Here is a 20826-nt window from a genome sequence, read left to right as displayed (position 1 = left end):
CTTCGAGAGGGCGATCGGCCAGCAAACGGCCCGGACCCGCAATGCCTGCGGCGGACTATTTTCCGGCGCGGCCAGAGGCCGCTTTCCATCGCGAGGCAAAATAGCCCGCCTTCGTCATCCTCCGCTATGCTCCGGCCCTCCGCTTCGCTGCGGGTGCAGGTCCGGCCCGCCCGCCGGCTTTCGTCGCCATGAAGGCCGCGAGGGTCGCGGTCGAACCGACGGAGCATCCCGATGAGCGAGCACGACGACTACGAACCGCATCACGCCTCTTCCCCCACCGACCATGTCCTCAGCGAACTCCAGCTCTACGGCTACCGTCCCTTCACGGATGAACCCGATCCCCGACCACTTCCGGAGGGCGACCATGTCGCCGGCGCCATCGCCGATATCTTCGACGCCCTGATCGTCACCCTGGAGGACACCCGCCTCGAGCCCGACCTCGACGATCTCCTCTGGTCGACGGTCAACGTCTTCCACCGAGCCACCGACCGGATCGAGCGCGAGCTGGACGACAACGAGCAGGCGCAGCGCCGCGGCCAGCGCGAACAGGACGGCAGCGAAGTGAAGGCCGTCGAGCTGGAACGCCTGACGGCCGAGGGCCAGACCATGATCGAACGCCGCAACGCCTTCGAGCTGATGCGCGACCAGGCCGCCGAGCACTACGAGCGCCACACCGGATCGAACTGGCGACCGCGCAGCGGATCGATGGTCAACCACCGCAACCTGACCTCGGCGATGATCGACAGCCGCGACTTCCTCGCCGCCAAGAAGCGCGCCGACAATCAGGTGCTACTACCTGCCGGTGCAAAGATCGCCTTTACCGGTGGGCTCGACTTCAACGATCACCACCTGATCTGGGCCAAGCTCGATCAGGTCCACGCCAAGCACCCCGACATGGTGCTGCTGCACGGCAAGTCGCCGAAGGGCGCCGAGAAGATCGCGGCCAAATGGGCCGACGCCCGCAAGGTGCCGCAGGTCGGCTTCGCCCCCGACTGGACGAAACATGCCAAGGCCGCACCGTTCAAGCGCAACGATCAGATGCTGGACGTCCTGCCGATCGGGGTCATCGTCTTCCCCGGCACCGGCATTCAGGACAATCTCGCCGACAAGGCGAGGAAGCTCGGCATCCCGCTGTTCGACTTCCGCCCGAAGGGAGGTGGCGCGTAAGCGCCGCCTCTCACAGCATCTCGGGTCGAAACAGCGATCTGCGGCTGATGACCTTGCCGGACACCACAAACACGCCATCGCCGGTGTAATGCAGCGTCTCGGGATGCTTTGGCGACGTGGCGACATGCGCCTTCACCACCTCGAAGATGAAGAAATTGTACTTGTCGACCAGCGCGTCGTCGTGAAGGCGGCATTCGAAGCTGGCATGGCATTCGCCGATCAACGGCGCTTCGACCTTGCTCGCCTCTTGCTGCGTGAGATTGAACTTGGCGAACTTGTCGATCTCGGCCCCCGACGTGTTGCCGATCCCCACCACGGTATCGGTCAGCGCCGTCGTCGGCAGGTTGACCACGCATTCCCGGCTTTCGCGGATCATGTGGTGGCTGTGATTGCCGCCGGAGATCATCAGGCCGACCAGAGACGGCGAGAATTCCAGGATCGTGTGCCAACCGAGCGTCATGATGTTGGTCGCGCCCTGCCACTTTGATGACACCAGCACGATCGGACCGGGCTCCAGATAGCGCCGCACCTGGCTGACGGGGAAGTCGGTCTTCTCAGGCACCTTCGGCATGGGCATTCTCTTCGACAACTGCGCTTTGCATGATCATACCCGGCCATGTCGGCAGCATCACGACCGGCAGCATGGCGGCGATGCTTTGGCGCGAAAGCATTGAACGGGCGTTTCCATGGTGGCCCCGGTCATGGCGGAAAACCATCCCCCGCTTCCAATGCGCTGATCCTTGGTCCAGCCGCTGGCCTGACGCCATCAACCCGTAAAGGGTCGGACTACGCAAAGCGTGCCGCCGCTCCGGCTTCGCCTGCGCGGTGATCGCGGCCATCGGCCGGACACATCGGGCGCCTGTCGCGCGGGAGATGGTCTCCCGCCTCCAAGACAGGAGCCGGTCAGATGTCCCTCAATCAAGCTCACGCCTTCGCCTTCAGCCTCGCTACCAGCCTCATGGTCACCATCGTCATCTTCCAGGCCGGCGACGGCACCATGGGCGTCATGCCGGCCGGCGAATATGACGGCGAACTCGCCGCCATCGTTCACGAGATCGATCCCTTCGCCCGCTGACCGCGGGCAAGGCGTCGCGACTGCAAGCGGGAATCCTACGGGATTTCCGCTCCCGTCCCGCCTTCTCTTCGGCTATACTGGCAACGCGCCGTGGTGGTGGTGGAGGCGCGACCGTCAGACCTCTATCTCACGGAGAACACCACCATGGTTTTCATCGGCATCCTCTCCAGCATCGTGGCGATCGGCGCCCTGTGCTGGCTTCTATTCACACTGGCTGTCTTCGCGCTTCCGTTCTTCGCGGGCGTCAGTGCCGGGACTTGGGCCTTCCAGACCGGCGCCGGTTGGCTCGGGGCAATCCTCGTCGGCCTCGCCGCCGCCGCACTGACGCTCGGCCTCGGGCAGTTCCTGCTCGCCTTCATCCGTCCGCTCTGGATACGGCTCGCGATCGCACTCGCTTTCGTCGCGCCTGCGGCGCTCGCCGGCTACCATGCGACACATGGCATCGTGAAACACACCATGCCCTCCGACACCTGGCAGATCATCTTCTCCGTCATCGGCGCAGTCGCCGTTGGTGTCACGGCGCTGATTCGGGTGACAGCAATGGCCGCGCCCGGGCCAACCGGGCAGAACGTCGCGCGCGCCTGACATCGTTGCCGGCGGCGGCAGGACGGTGGGTTGATGTCTTACGTGTCGCGCTCTTCGTCGGCAGGGTCGTTCGCAATCGCGTTGATCGGATCAACGGCTAACCCAACTGACGCGCCATGCCCTCGGTGACGGTGGTGGGGGCAATGCCCTGACGGCGCGCCCAACGACGGTGCGAGTGCTGAGAGGGGGCGATCGCGTGGGCGACGGGCAGGAGCCGGCGGAACGGAGCGTCCGCCGGAGCTGGTTTGAACCGCGGTGTCAGGCGTCGTCACGGTCCATCGGTCCGGGGCGGTCGCCGCGTTCTCCTGTGATGCCGTCTCTGTCAGGTCGACCGCTCCAAAACGGCCTCTTCAATGGGCTGATCTGGCCGAAGGTCGGCTGCGCCTCGATCGCCTATGCCGCAACAGCGGCGTCGAAACTTTCTTCCCCTGCCGGCTGCGCCGTCATTCCTCGCGAGCCAAGAAAGCCCCTCCTTTGCTGTCAGGCCCCTGCGGGGTGCGCCGTCAATCGCCTCCGGCCTGTCGATCGCCATCGAGGCCGCAATGGTGCGGGCTCGGAACAGAGTTCAAGGAGAACTACCATGGCGACCATCGGCACCTTCAAGAAGACCGGCAACAACGAGTACACCGGCGAAATCGTCACCCTCAGCCTGCAGACCAAGAACGTCCGCATCGTCTCCGAGGCCCGCGCTACCGGAGAGAACGCCCCCAGCCACCGCGTCTTCGTCGGCCGCGCCGAGATCGGCGCCGCCTGGTCCAAGACCTCCAACGAGGGGCGCGCCTATCTGGGCCTGAAGCTCGACGATCCCAGCTTCAATGCCCCGATCTACGCCAACCTCTTCGACGACGAGGAAGGCGAAGGCTTCAGCCTCATCTGGTCCCGCCCTAGCGGCCGCCGCAACGGCGAGTAAGGCCAGCGCGACGCCCCGCCCGGACAATCCGGGCGGGGCCAAACGCCTGACGGTGGAACGAATCACCTCTGGTTCTGGACACCGGAATCGCGCCCGCTAAAGCCAGAACCGCTGGTCTTTTCCAGTAAGAACGACTATTATAGCCGTAGTTCTGGCGTACGCGTAGGTCCGAGTGGGAGGTGATCATGCATGATCACCGCCCGACAATCACGGGCCGCACGCGCGTTGCTCGGCTGGACACAGGAGACGCTCGCTGACAAGGCCCGGGTATCACTGACCGCGTTGAAGCGCCTTGAATCCGACAGCGGGCTCGAGGTGTATGAATCAACACGCGATCAGGTCCGTCGAGCCTTTGAAGGCGGTGGCATCGTCCTGCTCAACTCCGGCCAAAGCGTGGGAGTGATGCTGGTTGGTGACAAGGACAACCCTTGACGACTTTTTCGGGCGAACCCGCCCGACCATCCTGATTTTGCGTCAAACCGCGGCGGTGTGGCGCGGGATATCATTACGGTTAACAAACTGCTCCAAATTGGATACGAATGACTCGTGGGGCTCATTGTGACCAACGCAGAATATCTGGACGAACCGCCGCTCGGCGCGGCGCTCACCGCCTATGACCAGGCGCATCTGAAGCTGTACCTGAGGCTGCTCGACGCCGAGGCGGACGGTGCGACCTGGGAGGAAGTCGTCGAGCTTCTCTTCGGCCTCGATCCCGCAGCGGACCCCAACCGTGCAGCGAAAATTCATGCCGCCCACCTCGCTCGCGCGAAATGGATGACCGAGAACGGCTTTTGCGAGCTTCTCGGCCCCCGCCTCCATTGAGGTGATGCAGAACCTGCATCACGTTGATCCGACTTCGTTCTTCCCACGCCACGCTCAACTTGGGATCGTAACCGCTGCTTGACTCGCGTTGCGTCATAATTTCGCGGAGGCGGTGGAGGATGTCCGAAGATGAAAGTTGGCGGTCTGAGACCGCCTACAACTATATCGACAATCTAACTCCGGGTGACCTTGCCTGGGAATTTCTGCGCCGAAACCCCGACTACCGGAAAGCCTATCGGGAGCTTGTGTCCAGCGGCCGACTCTCACTCGAAACGGCCGAAGAATTTGCGAACCTATGGGGGTTGCGATTTCGGCGCCGACCCGCTCATCGCGGCTCATGCCCAGCAGATTTTTTGGACCCCTCAAGTCGATCCGTCGGCAATAATGTTCGCCGCAGGTCCGCGCCCTGAAGGGTTTTCCATCACTGCCGACGAGTTACGCCTCCGTACCATATTCCAGCACGACCCTGCTCATCTCAGGCTCGATATCCGCGGCGAGCAGTATGACGTCACGCTCGCAGACCCGCAGGACGAGAACCCGCTCGCGGCGATGGTCATGTTCGATGACCTCACACCGGATCGACAGACCGCGCTGACCCGGTTCTGGAGCGCGATCAAAGGCAAGCGCGTCCCGAACGACCCTCGAATGACGCCGCAACGCCGCGAGCGCGCGCGCCAAATGCTGCGTGCGGTCGATGGACGTCGTGCCGGCGCGACATATCGATCGATCGGGCAGGTTCTGTTCCCTGGTCATAAAATCGACGCCGCCTCCTGGGCCGGGGACGCGCTGCGCGAAATCACGATCCGGCTGGCGCGCGACGGCGTGAAACTCGTTGAAGGCGGCTACCGCTCCCTCCTGCGCCGACCCCGCCGATCATAGCCCGCCATCGACCGCCTGCGGCGTGTCGAAACTAGATTCCTATCTCCGACATCGTCCGACCCACCGCCTTCACGCCACCGTGCTCTCGAACCGCCGCCTGACGGCAGCGGCCCCCGATGAGACCACGGAGGCTCGACAATGGCCGATACGACCGCCGGCATCCCGCCACGCTACCTGCGCACGCAGGAGGCCGCTCGCTTCCTCGGACTGTCCGAGCGCACACTGGAGAAGCACCGCACCTACGGCACCGGCCCGTCTTACAGGAAGCTCGGCGGCCGAGTCGTCTACGCCATAGAGGATCTCCAGACGTGGGCCGATCGCGGCCTCGTCAATTCGACCTCTGATCCGCGCGGCACGGTGCTCCCCGCCAAGCGGCAGGAGCCGTCGGATCGCCGCTTCGCCGGCCGCCAGCCGCGCTGAGACGACACGCCATGTCGTCCCGTCACACACAGCACGACGAGCGTGCGCAGCTCGATCTGTTCCGGGCGCTGCCCGGCGATCTCGCGCCGCGCGACGCGCAGGACCTCATGGCCTATCCGTTCTTCTCGCTTGCCAAGTCGAAGCGCCTGACGCCGATCGACTTCAAGGCGGGTTCGGTGAAAATCCGTGTCGAAGCCGTGCCCGAGCACGGCATGGCGACGATCTGGGACGCGGACGTTCTGATCTGGGCGGCCTCGCAAATCGTCGAGGCCCGTGACGTCGGCCTGCGCCCGTCACGCCTGATGGCGACCACGCCTTACGAGATTCTGAACTTCATTGGACGCGGTGTCTCGCTGCGCGATTACGACCGGCTTAAGGCCGCGCTCGACCGCCTCCAGTCCACCACCATAGCGACCTCAATCCGCCAGCCGACCGAGCGGCGGATGCACCGCTTCTCCTGGATCAACGAATGGAAGGAGCGAGCCGATCACCGCGGCCGCCCGCTCGGGCTCGAACTGATCGTACCCGACTGGTTCTACGCGGCTGTCCTCGATGATGCGCTCGTCCTCACGATCGACCGCAACTATTTCAGGCTGACCGGCGGCCTGGAGCGCTGGCTCTACCGCCTCGTGCGCAAGCATGGCGGCAAGCAGGAATACGGCTGGAGCTTCGACTTTCCGCATCTGCACGCGAAGTCCGGCAGTCTCTCGCCGCTCAAGCATTTCGCCTACGACCTGCGCGACATCGTCCGCCGCCAGCCGCTGCCGGGCTATCGGCTGACCATCGAGCAGTGCCTCGGCGGCCCCGAAATCCTGTCCTTCGTACCCACCGATCCCGACGCGCTCGGCATCCCGCGCCGCCGTCGCCGCTCGACAACTCGACCTGGGGATAAGCTGTGAATCATCTCGTGCTATCAGGGACCGGCGCTATCGTGCCATCGGGGACCGGACTCTCGTGCTATCGGGGACCGGAATCGTCGATTCATCGCGCTGAATCAGCAGCTTGCGAGCACCGTAACTTATCTAACCTAGATTCCTACGGAATCTTTCTAACGCAAACGCGTTTTTCGACCGCTGTGGACGAGTCCCCGATCGCCGGGAGACCGTCATGATCGTCGCGTTCCTCAACCAGAAGGGCGGCGTCGGAAAGACGACGCTCGCCCTCCACCTAGCCGGTGAATGGGCTCGGCACGGGCAGCGCGTCACGCTGATCGACGCCGACCCACAGGGATCGGCGCTCGACTGGTCACAGCAGCGCGGCCGGGAGGGATTGGAGCGGCTGTTCGGTGTTGTTGGCCTGGCCCGCGACACGCTCCACCGCGAAGCGCCGGAGCTGGCGCGCGACGTCGATCATGTCGTCATCGACGGACCGCCGCGTGTCGCCGGTCTGATGCGTTCGGCGCTGCTCGCCGCCGATCTTGTGCTGATCCCGGTGCAGCCTTCGCCGCTTGATGGCTGGGCGTCGGCCGAGATGCTGACGCTACTCGGCGAAGCGCGGATTTACCGGCCGGAACTCAAGGCGCGGTTCGTGCTGAATCGATGCGCAGCCCGCACGGTGCTTGCCAGAGAAACCGCCGAGACGCTCGCCGACCACGACCCGCCGCCACTCCTGACCACCATCGGTCAGCGCATCGCTTTCGCCGATGTCGTGCAGACCGGACGGCTCGCAGCCGAACAGGACGATACATCGCCCGCCGCGCGCGAGATCGCCGCGCTCGCTGCCGAAGTCACGAGGATCGGGGCATGAGCGAGCAGTCCTCGAAACGCCGCTTCGCGTCCCGCCCTGCCGATCCGGAAAGCTGGATCAAGGCGCCGGACCGTCCGTCGCCGCGCGCGGAGGCCGCCGCCGATTTCACCGCCAGGCTGACGATCGACGTCACCGCCGACATGCGCGGCCGGATCAAGATCGCCGCCTTCCAGCGCGGGCAGACCGTCGCCGACATGCTGCGCGCCCTGTTCGAGCGCGAGTTCCCGACCAGCGAAGGAGAGCCACGATGATCGGTGTCGCCGATCCGTCGCTGCGCAGCGGCTTGCCGCCCGCGCTCGCGGCCGATGCTCTGACCCATGTCGAGTTGACGTGGGTCGAGAAGAAGATCGAATTCTGGATCAGGTTCGGTCGCGAGACCGCCGAACAGATTCTCGACCGCCGCCAGCGCGTCGTGTCGTTCGCGCCGGACAGCGTTTTCGCCTTCGTTCGCTGGACCTCCAACGACTACGGCACCGCACTTTCTCGGCTCGACATCGTGCGCGCCGTCGGTGCGGGCGAGCGCTGCCAGACCCTGCCATTCGTGCGCCCCGGCGGCGACATCCTTTTGCGCGCCGATGGCTGGCCGAAGGTCGAGCGCGTCCTCCAGCTCATTGATGCCATCGAGGCGCGGGGCATCGGTGCGATCGACGTTTCGCCCGATCACTGGCGGCACGTCCACAACCGTCTGGCGGTCGGTGAAGCACCGCGCGCCTACGACGCACAGCAGCATCGCGCCTTCCTCCTGCGCCGGAGGATCATGCCATGAGCCGCTTTGGATACGTCATGACGACGTACTTCGCAGTGATGCTGATGGGCATCCTGTCGATCGTGTCGTTCGCGCCGAAGCTCATCTGGAATGCCTCCGCGAGCACGCCGATCGGCCTCTATGCGATCAGCGCCAGCGACGGATTGGAAGCAACCGACCTCGTCGCCGTAGCGGCGCCGGAGCCAATCGCCACGTTCCTTGCCGATGGCGGATATCTGCCGCGCGGCGTGCCGCTGCTGAAGCGAGTCGCGGGCTTGCCCGGTCAACGTGTGTGCCGAACCGGCCACACGATCACCGTCGATGGCCAGGCCATCGGCGATGCGCTCGACCGCGACCGGCGGGGCCGCGAACTCCCGATCTGGCAGGGATGCCGCGTCATCGCCGACGACGAACTGTTCCTGATGAACTGGCAGGTCCGCGACAGTCTCGACGGGCGTTACTTCGGCCCGCTCCCCGCCAGCTCGGTCATCGGCCGGGCCACCCCCCTCTACACTGACGAGGACGGCGATGACCGCTTCGTCTGGCGCGCGCCGACGCGGTGACGGCACGCCCATGACCTTAGCCACCGCAATATGAAGGAGACGCCCCATGTCCGTTATCGGTCAATTCACGCGCGAAAATGACGGCTTCATCGGCCACCTGATGACGCTGTCATTGCACCAGGACATCATCATCGTTCCGGCTGAACCGTCCGATGCCGAGAACGCGCCGGACTTCCGTGTCCATGTTCTCGACAGCATGAACAACGAAACCGGCGCGGAGATCGGTGCAGGGTGGAAGCGCACCGGCGAGAAGGCCGGCGACTACGTTTCGCTGCAGATCGATGATCCGACCTTCGGTCATCCGATCCGCGCCAACCTCTTCCAATCCGCCGACGACAAGTCCGCCTGGGGCTTGCACTGGAACCGGCCGCCCAAGCGCGCAGAGCGGGACTGAACGATGTCGGTCCCGCTCCCCAAAGCTGTCGCCGGGTGGTCAAACACCGCCCGGCGCACAGCCCTCCTTCTCCTTTCCGGCCTTCTGCTTTCCGCGCCGCTTTGCGCCACCGCGAATGCGCAGACCGTGTCGGCCGAGCGCCCCTCTCGTGCCGATTCCTACGCCACATTCATCACCGAGGCCGCGCAACGGTTCGGCGTTCCCGAGCACTGGATACGCGCCGTCATGCGCGTCGAAAGCGCTGGCGACGTGCGAGCGATCTCGTCAGCCGGCGCGATGGGACTGATGCAGATCATGCCCGCCACATGGACCGATCTGCGCGCCCGTCACCGGCTCGGCGCGAATCCCTACGATCCACGCGACAACATTCTGGCGGGCGCGGCTTATCTCCGCGAGATGCACGACCGCTATGGTTCGCCGGGATTTCTCGCAGCCTACAATGCTGGTCCCGGCCGCTACGAAGAGTATCTCGCCGGCCGTCCGTTGCCCGCCGAAACGCGCGCCTATGTCGCCGCGCTGGCACCTATTATCGGCGGCGGAGATGCCCTTGCTCCCGTCACGGTCGCGGCGGCCGATCCCAACGCCTGGACACGCTCGCCGCTGTTCATCGTGCAGTCCGAGCGCACCGCCACCGCTGTTCCGACGGCCGGCGATCGCACTTCCAATGACACTCCCGCTGCAACTCCGGTGCGCGATGCCACAGCCATCGCTCCACAATCCGGAGGCCTCTTCGTGGCTAGAAACGGCGATGGAGGGCCGCGATGACGGTGTTCGCAGCATTTCGTGGAATAGCGTGCTCTGGCGGAAGGATGGCGGTCCGAGGAGGAGGAGCAGGCAACACAACCGCACGATGGCGAGATAAAAGCGCGCGAGGTGCGGCTTGGTGCGGTCGTGTGTTTTCAGGGGCTTATGGCGCATCTGCGCGAGGTGCGCCTGATCGGCGCAGCCTGCGCAATTGCCATTTCGCCAAGGATTTTCGCGCGTTTGCGCGATGTGCGGGGCCTCGGCGATGAGCGGCGAGGACGATTTCCGCATCCGGCCAGGCCGCATCCGCTCGACCCGAGCGCAGCAGGCGCGGCCCTTCATCGCCCAGGCGCTCGCCGCCGCCCAGCGGGCCGGCGGCAGCGTCTCGCGCTCCGGCAAGATCAGCTCGGGCAACCGCTCGCGGTTCGGGCGCGGGCAGCGCGCGACCGTTCAGGCCAACCGGCTACTCACCAGCCGATCGCGCAACACCATCATCAAGACGCGCGTCGTCCGTCATAGCGCGCGGGCCGCGCCGCTTTCCGCCCACCTCAGCTACCTGCGGCGCGAGGGTGTCACCCGGGATGGGGAGAAGGCGCGGCTGTTCGGTCCCGAGACCGAGGACGCCGATCCCAAGGCCTTCGCCGAGCGGACCCAGGATGATCGGCATCATTTCCGGTTCATCGTCTCGCCCGAGGACGCGACGGAGATGTCCGACCTCAAGACCTATGCCCGCGACCTGATGGGGCAGATGGAGAAAGACCTCGGCACGAAGCTCGACTGGGTCGGTGTCGATCACTGGAACACGGATAATCCGCACGTCCACATCATCCTGCGCGGGCGCACCGATGACGGCCAGGACCTCGTCATCTCGCGCGACTACATCAAGGAAGGCATGCGCGCTCGCGCGCAGGATCTCGTCACCCAAGAGCTGGGGCCGCGCACCGATCACGAGATCCGCCGCAATCTCGAACGCCAGATCGAGTCGGAGCGCTGGACCAACCTCGACCGCCAGCTTGCGCGGGACAGCTACCGCACCGGCGTCGTCGATCTTGCCCCGCACCCCGACCGCCAGCCGGACGAATTCCATGCGATGAAGGTCGGCCGGCTGCGGAAGCTGGAAACGCTTGGCCTCGCCGATCAGGTCGGTCCCGGCCAATGGGTCGTATCGGAGAACGCCGAGGCGACGCTGCGCGAGCTGGGCGAGCGTGGCGACATCATCAAACGCATTCATCGCGGCCTGACGGAACGCGGTATCGAGCGCGGCGCCGCCAGCTACGTGCTGGCCGGCGAGAGCCTCAACGATCCCGTCGTCGGCCGGCTGGTCGATCGTGGTCTCGACGATGAGCTGAAGGGCACGGCCTATGCCATCGTCGATGCCACGGACGGACGAACCCATCACATCAAGTTGCCCGACCTCGACGCGGCCGGCGATAGCGCGCCGGGCTCGATCGTCGAGCTGCGCAAATTCGACGACGCGCAGGGACGCAGACGGGTCGCGCTCGCCGTCCGCTCCGATCTCGACATCGAGAGGCAAGTCCATGCCACCGGCGCCACCTGGCTCGACCGGCAAGCGATCGCCCGCGATCCCGTTCCGCTCGGCGGCGGCGGCTTCGGCGCTGAGGTTCGCCAGGCGATGGACAGGCGGGCCGACCATCTCGTCGGCCAAGGCCTTGCCGAGCGGCAGACGCGCGGCGTCAGCTTCTCGCCCGGGCTGATCGACACGCTACGGCAGCGCGAGGTCGACGCCCTCGGCGAGAAGCTCGCCGCCGAGACCGGCCGACAATTCTCGAAGGCCGCAACGGGCGAGTATGTGGCGGGGACCTATCGCCAGCGCTTTGCGCTCGCGTCTGGCCGCTTCGCCATGATCGACGACGGCCTCGGCTTCCAGCTCGTGCCCTGGTCGCCGTCCCTCGAACGTCAGATCGGCCAGCACGTCTCCGGCGTGTCGCGCGGCGCGGGTGGCGTCGACTGGAGCTTCGGCCGCAACCGCGGGCTCGGCATGTAGCCCAATCAAGAAAGGAGTGCCCGCCATGTCGGCGACCAAAATCCTCTGGGGCCAGATCCTCACCGTCTTCCTGATCGTGCTCATGACGACCTGGGCAGCGACGCAGTGGACGGCCTATCGGCTCGGCTTCCAGCCACAGCTCGGACTTCCGTGGTTCGAACTGGCTGGCTGGCCGATCTACTATCCGCCCGCCTTCTTCTGGTGGTGGTATTTCTACGATGCCTATGCCCCACCGATCTTCATCGAGGGCGCCTATATCGCCGCGTCCGGCGGCTTCATCTCCATCGCCGTCGCGATCGGCATGTCCGTCTGGCGGGCGCGCGAAGCCAAGAACGCCGAGACCTTCGGCTCCGCCCGATGGGCCGCTGCTCGCGAAGTGAGTGCCGCCGGCCTGCTGGGCGCGGATGGCGTCATCCTGGGAAAGTTCGAGCGCGACTATCTCCGCCATGACGGTCCCGAGCATGTGCTGTGCTTTGCGCCAACCCGGTCCGGCAAGGGTGTCGGCCTGGTCGTGCCATCACTGCTGACCTGGCCGGGTTCCGCCATCGTCCACGACATCAAGGGGGAGAACTGGACGCTGACGGCAGGCTTTCGATCCCGGCACGGCCGCGTGCTGCTGTTCGATCCTACCAACGCGAAGTCGGCCGCCTACAATCCTCTGCTCGAAGTCCGCCGCGGCGAGTGGGAGGTTAGAGACGTCCAGAACATCGCCGACATTTTGGTCGACCCGGAAGGCTCGCTCGAGAAAAGGAACCACTGGGAAAAAACCAGCCACGCGCTGCTGGTCGGCGCCATCCTGCACGTCCTCTACGCCGAGGCCGACAAGACCCTGGCTGGCGTCGCCGCCTTCCTCTCCGACCCGAAGCGGCCGATCGACTCGACGCTCGCCGCCATGATGAGGACCGCCCATCTCGGCGAGGCTGGCCCGCATCCGGTAATCGCTAGCGCGGCCCGCGAGTTGCTGAACAAATCCGACAACGAGCGATCGGGCGTGCTGTCCACCGCGATGTCGTTCCTCGGCCTCTATCGCGATCCCGTCGTCGCCGAAGTCACACGCCGCTGCGACTGGCGCATCACCGACATAGTCGGCGGCAAGCATCCGACGACGCTCTATCTCGTCGTGCCGCCGTCGGACATCAACCGCACCAAGCCGCTGATCCGTCTGATCCTCAATCAGATCGGCCGGCGGCTCACGGAGGATCTGAACGCGAAGGGCAACCGCCACCGGCTTCTCCTGATGCTCGACGAATTCCCGGCCCTCGGCCGCCTCGACTTCTTTGAGAGCGCGCTTGCCTTCATGGCCGGCTACGGCCTCAAAGCCTTCCTCATCGCCCAGTCGCTGAACCAGATCGAGAAGGCCTACGGGCCGAACAACTCGATCCTCGACAACTGCCATGTCCGCGTCAGCTTCGCGACCAATGACGAGCGGACCGCCAAGCGTGTCTCCGACGCGCTCGGCACCGCGACCGAGATGCGCGCGATGAAGAACTATGCCGGTCATCGCCTGTCGCCCTGGCTCGGTCACATGATGGTCTCGCGCTCGGAGACAGCCCGGCAACTGATGACGCCCGGCGAGATCATGCAGCTCCCGCCGTCCGACGAAATCGTCATGGTCGCCGGCACCCCGCCGATCCGCGCGAAGAAGGCGCGATACTATGAGGATCGCCGGTTTCAGGAACGCATCCTGCCACCGCCGAACCTCGTGAAACCGGCAACGGCTCGGCCGGACGACTGGAGCACGCTGCCACTTCCCGCGACGCCTGCGGTCGCGATGGCCACCAGCGGCGACGGATCGGAGGACGAGGATACGACCGACTCCGAGCGCCGGCACCAGCCGGAGCTAAGTCGCTCAAAACCCGTTGAGCCTAAGCAACCCATCGAAAACGAGTTCGAGATCGATCCTCGCGACGACGCCGATGAGGACGCCGCACGTCTCTCGCGCATGAACCAGACGATGCGCCAGGTGGCGCGGCAGGCGTCGCTTGATCCCGGCGACGGCATCGATCTTTAGGAGGCACAATGGCGAAGCCCCCCAAAAAGCAGCGCCTGTCTGTATATCTCGAACCGGAGGTCATGAAGGCGCTCGCCGCGCACGCGGGCCGTCGTGATCAATCCCTCTCGCTGATCGCGGAAGCCGGCATCGCCTCCTTCCTGTCGCCTGATGCTGCCGAACGGCAGGAGGCTGCGACGACGAAGCGGCTCGACCAGATCGACCGGCGAATGGCGCGGATGGAGCGCGATCTCGGAATCAGCGTCGAAACGCTGGCCGTGTTCATCCGCTTCTGGCTGACGACAAACCCGCCGCTGCCGGAGCCCGCACAGGCTGCGGCGCGCTCGAAAGCAGGCGAGCGCTACGAGGCGTTCGTCACCGCCCTCGGCCGGCGACTCGCTCACGGGCCGAAGCTTCGCCAGGAGATTTCGGAAGACATCGCGCCCGCGCGCGACACGGACTAATCACGACCGCGCCTACCACAAGTATTCCTGCGTTCCGCCGTTTCCCTGTATTTGTACGCCACAGTACGACGACCACAGCACGGTTGTTGTCAGGCCCTAATTTCTGCCTCTTCTACTCATCCCCGATCCAGGGCCGCATGTCGCGGTCCCGCAAGAGAACGGGGACGACGTGGCGGCAACTCAACAGAAATCGGAAGCGCTCCTTCGCGGTGCCCGCATGCTGCGCACGGCCCTCGGGCCGGCGATCGCCCGCTTTCTGGAAGATCCCGCGATCGTCGAGGTGATGCTCAATCCCGATGGGCGGCTCTGGGTCGACCGGCTTTCCGAAGGGCTTTCCGATACGGGTGAGCTGCTGTCGCCTTCAGACGGCGAGCGGATCATCCGTCTCGTCGCCCATCATGTCGGCGCCGAGGTTCATCCCGGAGCCCCGCGTGTGTCGGCCGAGCTTCCCGAGACGGGGGAAAGATTCGAGGGGCTGCTGCCCCCCGTGGTGTCAGCGCCAGCCTTCGCAATCCGCAAGCCCGCTGTCGCCGTGTTCACTCTCGACGATTATGTCGCCGCCGGCATCATGGCCGCAGGTCAGGCCGAGACGCTGCGCCAGGCCGTCGCCGACCGCCGTAACATCCTCGTTGCCGGCGGCACATCCACCGGCAAGACGACCCTCACCAACGCGCTGCTGGCCGAAGTCGCGAAGACCTCCGACCGCGTCGTGCTCATCGAGGACACGCGCGAACTGCAATGCGCCGCGCCCAATCTTGTCGCCATGCGGACGAAGGATGGCATCGCCTCACTTTCCGATCTCGTCCGCTCTTCGCTTCGCCTCCGCCCAGACCGCATCCCGATCGGCGAGGTGCGCGGGGCCGAGGCGCTCGATCTGCTGAAAGCCTGGGGCACCGGCCACCCCGGTGGAGTCGGCACCATCCACGCCGGCACCGCCATCGGCGCGCTTCGTCGCATGGAGCAGCTAATCCAGGAAGCAGTCGTCACCGTCCCGCGCGCGCTGATCGCGGAGACGATTGATCTCATCGCCGTGCTGTCCGGCCGTGGCGCATCGCGCCACCTCGCCGAACTCGCCCGCATCGAGGGGCTCGGCCCCGGCGGCGACTACCGCGTCACCCCCGCAACCCAGCCCCTTACAGGAGACCCGTCATGATTAAGCACGCCCGGCGCATCCGCCGGCATATCGCTACGGCGGTGTCCGTCGCCTTCGTCTCGCTGGCGATGGCGCCCGCCGCGCACGCGTCCGGTTCCTCCATGCCCTGGGAAGCACCGCTGCAATCCATCCTCGAGTCGATCGAGGGGCCGGTCGCCAAGATCATCGCGGTGATGATCATCATCATCACCGGCCTGACGCTGGCCTTCGGCGACACTTCCGGCGGTGCCCGCAAGCTGATCCAGATCGTCTTCGGCCTGTCGATCGCCTTCGCCGCGTCCAGCTTCTTCCTGTCGTTCTTCTCGTTCGGCGGCGGGGCGCTCGTCTGATGGCCAACGGCGCGGATCATCATGGCGAGCTGGCAGGCTTCTCAGTCCCGGTCCATCGGGCGCTGACCGAGCACATCCTGCTCGGCGGCGCGCCGCGCTCGCTCGCCATCCTCAACGGCACGCTGGCGGCAGCGCTCGGCCTCGGCCTGCGCCTCTGGCTGGTCGGTCTCGGCCTCTGGGCTCTCGGCCACTTCGCGGCCGTCTGGGCAGCCAAGCGCGATCCGCAGTTCGTCGATGTCGTGCGCAAGCATCTGCGCATCCCCGGCCACCTGTCGGTTTGAGGAGGAACGACGATGATGAACCTTGCCGAATATCGCAACCGCAATACCCGGCTCGCTGACTTCCTGCCCTGGGTCGCGCTGGTCGGCGAAGGGATCGTGCTGAACAAGGACGGGAGCCTGCAGCGCACGGCACGCTTCCGCGGCCCGGACCTCGACAGCGCCGTACCGGCCGAGCTGGTCGCCGTCGCCGGCCGGCTCAACAACGCGTTTCGCCGCCTCGGCTCTGGTTGGGCGATCTTCGTCGAGGCGCAGCGCCATGGCGCCGCCACCTATCCGGCAAGCATGTTCGCCGACAGCGCCTCCGCCCTGGTCGACGCCGAACGCAAAGCCGATTTCGAGGAAGCCGGCGCGCATTTTGAGTCCAGCTACTTCCTCACCTTCCTCTATCTGCCGCCGGCCGAGGACGCCGCGCGCGCTGAGACCTGGCTCTACGAGGGCCGCGATCACGCGGGCGTCGACGCCCACGAGATCCTGCGCGGCTTCGCTGACCGCACCGACCGCATCCTCCAGCTCATCGACGCCTTCATGCCGGAATGCGCCTGGCTCGATGACGGCGAGACCCTGACCTATCTGCACTCGACGGTTTCGACGAAGCGGCACCGCGTCCGCGTGCCCGAGACGCCGATGTATCTCGACGCGCTGCTCGCCGATCAGCCGTTGACCGGCGGGCTCGAACCCCGGCTCGGCAACGCACATGTCCGCATCCTCACCATTGTCGGCTTCCCGACCGCGACCACGCCCGGCATCCTCGATGAGCTGAACCGGCTGGCCTTTCCCTATCGCTGGTCAACACGCGCCGTCCTGCTCGACAAGACCGACGCCACCAAGCTGCTGACGAAGATCAGGCGTCAGTGGTTCGCCAAGCGCAAGTCGATCGCCGCCATCCTCAAGGAGGTGATGACCAACGAGGCCTCTGCGCTGGTCGATACCGATGCGGCCAACAAGGCCGCCGACGCCGACATGGCGTTGCAGGAGCTGGGCGCTGACTATGCGGGCCAGGCCTATGTGACGGCGACTATCACCGTCTGGGACAATGACCCCCGCATCGCCGCAGAGAAGCTTCGGTTGGTCGAGAAGGTCATCCAGGGCCGTGACTTCACCGCCATGCCGGAGACGATCAACGCGGTTGATGCGTGGTTCGGCTCACTGCCCGGCCATGTCTACGCCAATGTCCGCCAACCTCCCATCAGCACATTGAATCTCGCTCACATGATCCCGCTGTCGGCGGTGTGGGCGGGACCGGAACGGGACGAGCACTTCGATGCACCCCCACTGCTCTACGGCAGAACCGAGGGCTCGACCCCGTTCCGGCTTTCCATCCATGTCGGCGATGTCGGCCATACGCTGATCGTCGGCCCGACCGGCGCTGGCAAGTCAGTTCTCCTAGCGCTCATGGCGCTGCAGTTCCGGCGCTATCCGCAGTCTCAGGTTTTCGCCTTCGACTTCGGCGGATCGATCCGCGCCGCCGCGCTCGCCATGCGCGGCGACTGGCATGATCTCGGCGGCGGCCTGACCGAAGGCGCCGACGACAGCGTGTCCCTTCAGCCGCTCGCCCGCATCGACGACGTCGCCGAGCGCGCCTGGGCCGCGGACTGGCTGCTCGCGATCCTTGGGCGTGAGAGCGTGCCCGTTACGCCCGAGGTCAAGGAGCATCTCTGGTCATCGCTGACGTCCTTGGCCTCAGCGCCGATCACCGAGCGCACACTGACAGGCCTCTCGGTCCTCCTCCAGTCGAACGACCTGAAGCAGGCGTTGCGGCCATACTGCGTGGGCGGTCCCTATGGTCGACTGCTCGACGCCGAGGCCGAACATCTCGGCGAAGCCAACGTCCAGGCCTTCGAGACCGAAGGCCTGATCGGCACCGGCGCGGCTGCCGCTGTGCTTGCCTATCTCTTCCATCGCATCGAGGACCGCCTCGACGGTCGGCCGACGCTCCTCATCGTCGACGAAGGATGGCTCGCCCTCGACGATGAGGGCTTCGCCGGTCAGCTCCGCGAATGGCTGAAGACACTGCGCAAGAAGAACGCCAGCGTCATCTTCGCCACCCAATCGCTCTCCGATATCGACGCCTCAGCGATCGCGCCGGCCATCATCGAGAGCTGCCAGACGCGCATCCTGCTCCCCAACGAACGCGCGATCGAGCCGCAGATCACCGCGATCTATCGCCGCTTCGGGCTGAACGATCGCCAGATCGAGATCCTCGCGCGGGCAATGCCCAAACGCGATTACTACTGCCAGTCGCGGCGCGGCAACCGGCTGTTCGAACTGGGCCTGTCGGACGTCGCGCTGGCGCTTTGCGCCGCGTCGTCGAAGCAGCACCAGGCGCTCATCGCCGAGGTTCACGCCCGCAGTGGCACAGACGGCTTCCTCGCCGACTGGCTCGGCGAGAACCGGCTCGGTTGGGCCGCAGACCTCATCGCAGACCTTACCAACGTCACCCCCCAAATTGATCCGGAGGCACGCCCATGACCCGTTCCGTTCGCTCCCGCTCGCGCGCGCTGCGCATGACGGCCGCAATGCTTGCCGCGCCGATCGCGCTGTCGCCAGTCTTCGCGCCGCCCGCGGCCGCGCAGTGGATCGTCTACGATCCAACAAACTATGCGCAGAACGTCCTGACGGCGGCGCGCACGCTCCAGCAGGTCAATCAGCAGATCACCCAGCTTCAGAATGAAGCCACCATGCTGATCAACCAGGCCCGCAATCTGGCGAGCCTGCCATATTCATCGCTCCAGCAGCTTCAGCAGTCGGTACAGCGCACCCAACAGCTCCTGCAACAGGCGCAGGGCATCGCCTATGACGTCCAACGCATCGACCAGGCCTTCACATCGACCTACGGCAACGCCTCGATGTCGGCCTCCGACCAAGCGCTCGTGGCGCAGGCGCGGGAGCGCTGGCAGAACACGGTTGGCGGCCTGCAGGATGCGATGCGCGTTCAGGCTGGCGTCGTCGGCAACATCGATACCAACCGTGCCGAGATGTCGTCACTGGTCGGCCAGAGTCAGGGCGCAACCGGCGCTTTGCAGGCAACGCAAGCGGGCAATCAGCTCCTGGCGCTTCAAACCCAGCAGCTCGCCGACCTTACCGCGGTTGTCGCCGCCAATGGTCGCGCACAGAGCCTGTCCGAGGCCGAGCGCGCCGCCGCGGCCGAACAGGGTCGCGAGCAGCGCCGCCGATTCCTGACGCCGGGCAGCGGCTACCAGCCCGGCAACGCCCGCATGTTCCCGAACGGCAACTGAGGGCGCGGCCATGGACGGCAAGATGCTCGCACGGCTCGGCGCTGTGGTGTTCGTGGCCGTCGCGATCACTGCGACCGCGATCGAGATGAACCGGAAAGAGGAAGTGCGGGAGGCGTGGCCGTCCGGCCGGACCACCCAAGCGCAGGGCGATCCGTTGCGCGACGAACTGATCCGCTGCCAGGTGCTCGGCGAAGCGGGGCCGCGCGATCCGGCGTGCCTGCGGGCCTGGGCCGAAAACCGCAACCGCTTCCTCGCGCCCGGCGCGCGACCTACCGAGCGCTTGCCGGACATCCCGCCAGCGCCGCGAAACACTCTCATACCCCAATCGGACCGCACCGATCAGCCGGCCTTCGAGCCCGCCGCACCGATCGCGCCGCCGCAGTTCGACGAGGCGAGATAAGATCATGGGCGGCACCGGCGTCATTGACCATTTTCTTGAGGTCTTCACCCGCTACATCGACAGCGGATTCGGGCTACTCAGCGGCGAAGTCGCCTTCATCGCCACCACCCTGATCGTCATCGACGTGACGCTGGCGGCGCTGTTCTGGAGCTGGGGCGCCGACGACGACATCATGGCCCGCCTGGTGAAGAAGACGCTGTTCGTCGGCGTGTTCGCCTACATCATCGGTAATTGGAACAACCTCGCCCGGATCATTTTCGAGAGCTTCGCCGGCCTCGGCCTGAAGGCTAGCGGCACCGGGTTCACCACGGCCGACCTCTTGCGCCCTGGCAAGGTCGCTCAGACCGGGCTCGACGCCGGACGGCCGCTGCTCGATTCCATCTCCAGCCTCATGGGCTACTGGTCGTTCTTCGAGAACTTCATCCAGATCGCCTGCATGTTCCTGGCCTGGGCGCTGGTGCTGCTCGCTTTTTTCATCCTCGCCATCCAGCTCTTCGTCACGCTCATCGAGTTCAAGCTGACGACGCTCGCCGGCTTCGTGCTGATCCCGTTCGGCCTGTTCGGCAAGTCGGCCTTCATGGCCGAACGCGTGCTCGGCAACGTCATCTCCTCCGGCATCAAGGTGCTGGTGCTGGCCGTCATCATCGGCATCGGCTCGACGCTCTTCTCCGAGTTTACGTCCGGCTTCGGTGGCCAGAATCCCTCGATCGATGAAGCCATGGCGATCGTGCTCGCCGCGCTGTCGCTGCTCGGCCTCGGCATCTTCGGTCCCGGTATCGCCAGCGGCATCGTTTCCGGTGGCCCGCAGCTCAGCGCCGGCGCTGCGGTCGGCACCGGCTTGGCCGCAGGCGGCATGGTGGCCCTCGGTGCTGGCGCCGTCGGCGCCGCTGCATCCGGGGGAGCGGCCTTGGCTGGCGG

Annotated in this window: 28 protein-coding genes; 26 read left to right on the top strand and 2 right to left on the bottom strand. The window is 65.8% G+C overall.

The window, feature by feature from the left end; translation table 11 throughout:
* Positions 1–231: 231 nt before the first annotated feature.
* Positions 232–1167, top strand: a complete 936-nt coding sequence (locus tag ACT6VE_RS22995) for a DUF2493 domain-containing protein (RefSeq protein WP_052819641.1) — start codon at positions 232–234, stop codon at positions 1165–1167.
* Positions 1168–1177: 10 nt separating this feature from the next.
* On the opposite strand, the gene ACT6VE_RS22990 is transcribed toward ACT6VE_RS22995, so the two are convergent.
* Both ACT6VE_RS22990 and ACT6VE_RS22985 read right to left on the bottom strand, forming a co-directional pair.
* On the bottom strand, positions 1178–1738 hold the full coding sequence (locus tag ACT6VE_RS22990) for a flavin reductase family protein (RefSeq protein WP_444800719.1): 561 nt from the start codon (positions 1736–1738) through the stop codon (positions 1178–1180).
* Positions 1722–2006 carry a hypothetical protein gene (locus tag ACT6VE_RS22985; protein ID WP_066115908.1) on the bottom strand — a complete coding sequence of 95 codons (285 nt, stop codon included), beginning with the start codon at positions 2004–2006 and terminating at the stop codon, positions 1722–1724. The genes ACT6VE_RS22990 and ACT6VE_RS22985 overlap by 17 nt, the downstream gene beginning before the upstream one ends.
* Before the next feature lie 68 nt (positions 2007–2074).
* On the opposite strand from ACT6VE_RS22985, the gene ACT6VE_RS22980 reads away from it, so the two are divergent.
* The 25 genes from ACT6VE_RS22980 to trbL form a co-directional block, all read left to right on the top strand.
* Entirely contained in the window at positions 2075–2242 is a 168-nt protein-coding gene (locus ACT6VE_RS22980; RefSeq protein ID WP_197283329.1) for a hypothetical protein, read from the top strand.
* A gap of 144 nt (positions 2243–2386) precedes the next feature.
* The gene (locus ACT6VE_RS22975; protein ID WP_052819643.1) at positions 2387–2827 is read left to right on the top strand and encodes a hypothetical protein; all 441 of its coding nucleotides are present in this window, start codon (positions 2387–2389) and stop codon (positions 2825–2827) included.
* Between the two features lie 580 nt (positions 2828–3407).
* Positions 3408–3737, top strand: a complete 330-nt coding sequence (locus ACT6VE_RS22970; protein WP_018429585.1) for a DUF736 domain-containing protein — start codon at positions 3408–3410, stop codon at positions 3735–3737.
* A 189-nt stretch (positions 3738–3926) separates the two neighbouring features.
* Positions 3927–4169, top strand: a complete 243-nt coding sequence (locus tag ACT6VE_RS22965) for a helix-turn-helix domain-containing protein (RefSeq protein WP_026227536.1) — start codon at positions 3927–3929, stop codon at positions 4167–4169.
* 126 nt (positions 4170–4295) lie between these two features.
* Positions 4296–4559, top strand: a complete 264-nt coding sequence (locus ACT6VE_RS22960) for a DNA -binding domain-containing protein (protein WP_108609713.1) — start codon at positions 4296–4298, stop codon at positions 4557–4559.
* 119 nt (positions 4560–4678) lie between these two features.
* The gene (locus ACT6VE_RS22955; RefSeq protein WP_350640215.1) at positions 4679–4969 is read left to right on the top strand and encodes a transcriptional regulator domain-containing protein; all 291 of its coding nucleotides are present in this window, start codon (positions 4679–4681) and stop codon (positions 4967–4969) included.
* Complete coding sequence (locus ACT6VE_RS22950; protein ID WP_052819644.1) at positions 4944–5438, top strand: DUF2285 domain-containing protein; 495 nt, start codon at positions 4944–4946, stop codon at positions 5436–5438. The genes ACT6VE_RS22955 and ACT6VE_RS22950 overlap by 26 nt, the downstream gene beginning before the upstream one ends.
* 138 nt (positions 5439–5576) lie before the next feature.
* Complete coding sequence (locus ACT6VE_RS22945) at positions 5577–5858, top strand: helix-turn-helix transcriptional regulator (RefSeq protein WP_052819645.1); 282 nt, start codon at positions 5577–5579, stop codon at positions 5856–5858.
* Positions 5859–5869: 11 nt separating this feature from the next.
* The gene (locus tag ACT6VE_RS22940; RefSeq protein ID WP_052819646.1) at positions 5870–6757 is read left to right on the top strand and encodes a replication initiator protein A; all 888 of its coding nucleotides are present in this window, start codon (positions 5870–5872) and stop codon (positions 6755–6757) included.
* Positions 6758–6965: 208 nt separating this feature from the next.
* On the top strand, positions 6966–7604 hold the full coding sequence (gene parA, locus ACT6VE_RS22935; protein WP_052819647.1) for a ParA family partition ATPase: 639 nt from the start codon (positions 6966–6968) through the stop codon (positions 7602–7604).
* Positions 7601–7855, top strand: a complete 255-nt coding sequence (locus tag ACT6VE_RS22930; RefSeq protein WP_052819648.1) for a hypothetical protein — start codon at positions 7601–7603, stop codon at positions 7853–7855. Before parA ends, ACT6VE_RS22930 begins: the two co-directional genes overlap by 4 nt.
* Positions 7852–8370, top strand: coding sequence for a DUF2840 domain-containing protein (locus ACT6VE_RS22925; protein ID WP_052819649.1), 519 nt, complete (start codon positions 7852–7854; stop codon positions 8368–8370). Before ACT6VE_RS22930 ends, ACT6VE_RS22925 begins: the two co-directional genes overlap by 4 nt.
* Complete coding sequence (locus ACT6VE_RS22920) at positions 8367–8912, top strand: S26 family signal peptidase (protein ID WP_052819650.1); 546 nt, start codon at positions 8367–8369, stop codon at positions 8910–8912. Before ACT6VE_RS22925 ends, ACT6VE_RS22920 begins: the two co-directional genes overlap by 4 nt.
* A 46-nt stretch (positions 8913–8958) precedes the next feature.
* Positions 8959–9306, top strand: coding sequence for a DUF736 domain-containing protein (locus tag ACT6VE_RS22915; protein ID WP_052819651.1), 348 nt, complete (start codon positions 8959–8961; stop codon positions 9304–9306).
* Between the two features lie 3 nt (positions 9307–9309).
* Positions 9310–10071 (top strand): lytic transglycosylase domain-containing protein, encoded by a 762-nt coding sequence (locus ACT6VE_RS22910; protein WP_052819652.1) that lies wholly within the window; start codon positions 9310–9312, stop codon positions 10069–10071.
* Positions 10072–10315: 244 nt separating this feature from the next.
* Entirely contained in the window at positions 10316–12055 is a 1740-nt protein-coding gene (locus ACT6VE_RS22905; protein WP_052819653.1) for a relaxase/mobilization nuclease domain-containing protein, read from the top strand.
* Positions 12056–12080: 25 nt separating this feature from the next.
* Positions 12081–14066: a conjugal transfer protein TraG gene (locus ACT6VE_RS22900; RefSeq protein ID WP_052819654.1), complete on the top strand. Its 1986-nt coding sequence runs from the start codon at positions 12081–12083 to the stop codon at positions 14064–14066.
* Between the two features lie 8 nt (positions 14067–14074).
* Complete coding sequence (locus ACT6VE_RS22895; RefSeq protein ID WP_052819655.1) at positions 14075–14509, top strand: hypothetical protein; 435 nt, start codon at positions 14075–14077, stop codon at positions 14507–14509.
* A gap of 217 nt (positions 14510–14726) precedes the next feature.
* Positions 14727–15662, top strand: coding sequence for a P-type conjugative transfer ATPase TrbB (gene trbB, locus ACT6VE_RS22890; RefSeq protein WP_082178887.1), 936 nt, complete (start codon positions 14727–14729; stop codon positions 15660–15662).
* On the top strand, positions 15659–15991 hold the full coding sequence (locus tag ACT6VE_RS22885; RefSeq protein ID WP_052819657.1) for a TrbC/VirB2 family protein: 333 nt from the start codon (positions 15659–15661) through the stop codon (positions 15989–15991). The genes trbB and ACT6VE_RS22885 overlap by 4 nt, the downstream gene beginning before the upstream one ends.
* Complete coding sequence (locus ACT6VE_RS22880; protein ID WP_018429603.1) at positions 15991–16272, top strand: VirB3 family type IV secretion system protein; 282 nt, start codon at positions 15991–15993, stop codon at positions 16270–16272. Before ACT6VE_RS22885 ends, ACT6VE_RS22880 begins: the two co-directional genes overlap by 1 nt.
* 12 nt (positions 16273–16284) lie before the next feature.
* Positions 16285–18741 carry a conjugal transfer protein TrbE gene (gene trbE / locus ACT6VE_RS22875; RefSeq protein ID WP_052819658.1) on the top strand — a complete coding sequence of 819 codons (2457 nt, stop codon included), beginning with the start codon at positions 16285–16287 and terminating at the stop codon, positions 18739–18741.
* Positions 18738–19508 (top strand): P-type conjugative transfer protein TrbJ, encoded by a 771-nt coding sequence (trbJ, locus tag ACT6VE_RS22870; protein ID WP_052819659.1) that lies wholly within the window; start codon positions 18738–18740, stop codon positions 19506–19508. Before trbE ends, trbJ begins: the two co-directional genes overlap by 4 nt.
* A gap of 10 nt (positions 19509–19518) precedes the next feature.
* Positions 19519–19908 (top strand): putative entry exclusion protein TrbK-alt, encoded by a 390-nt coding sequence (gene trbK-alt / locus ACT6VE_RS22865; protein WP_052819660.1) that lies wholly within the window; start codon positions 19519–19521, stop codon positions 19906–19908.
* A 4-nt stretch (positions 19909–19912) separates the two neighbouring features.
* The coding region (trbL, locus tag ACT6VE_RS22860) for a P-type conjugative transfer protein TrbL (protein ID WP_444800718.1) at positions 19913–20826 on the top strand (914 nt) is incomplete at its 3' end.

It is taken from the genome of Shinella sp. (assembly GCF_052438155.1).
Taxonomy (GTDB): Bacteria; Pseudomonadota; Alphaproteobacteria; order Rhizobiales; family Rhizobiaceae; genus Shinella.
Note: the sequence above shows the minus strand (reverse complement) of the source record. Positions and strands in the feature narration are given on the sequence as shown.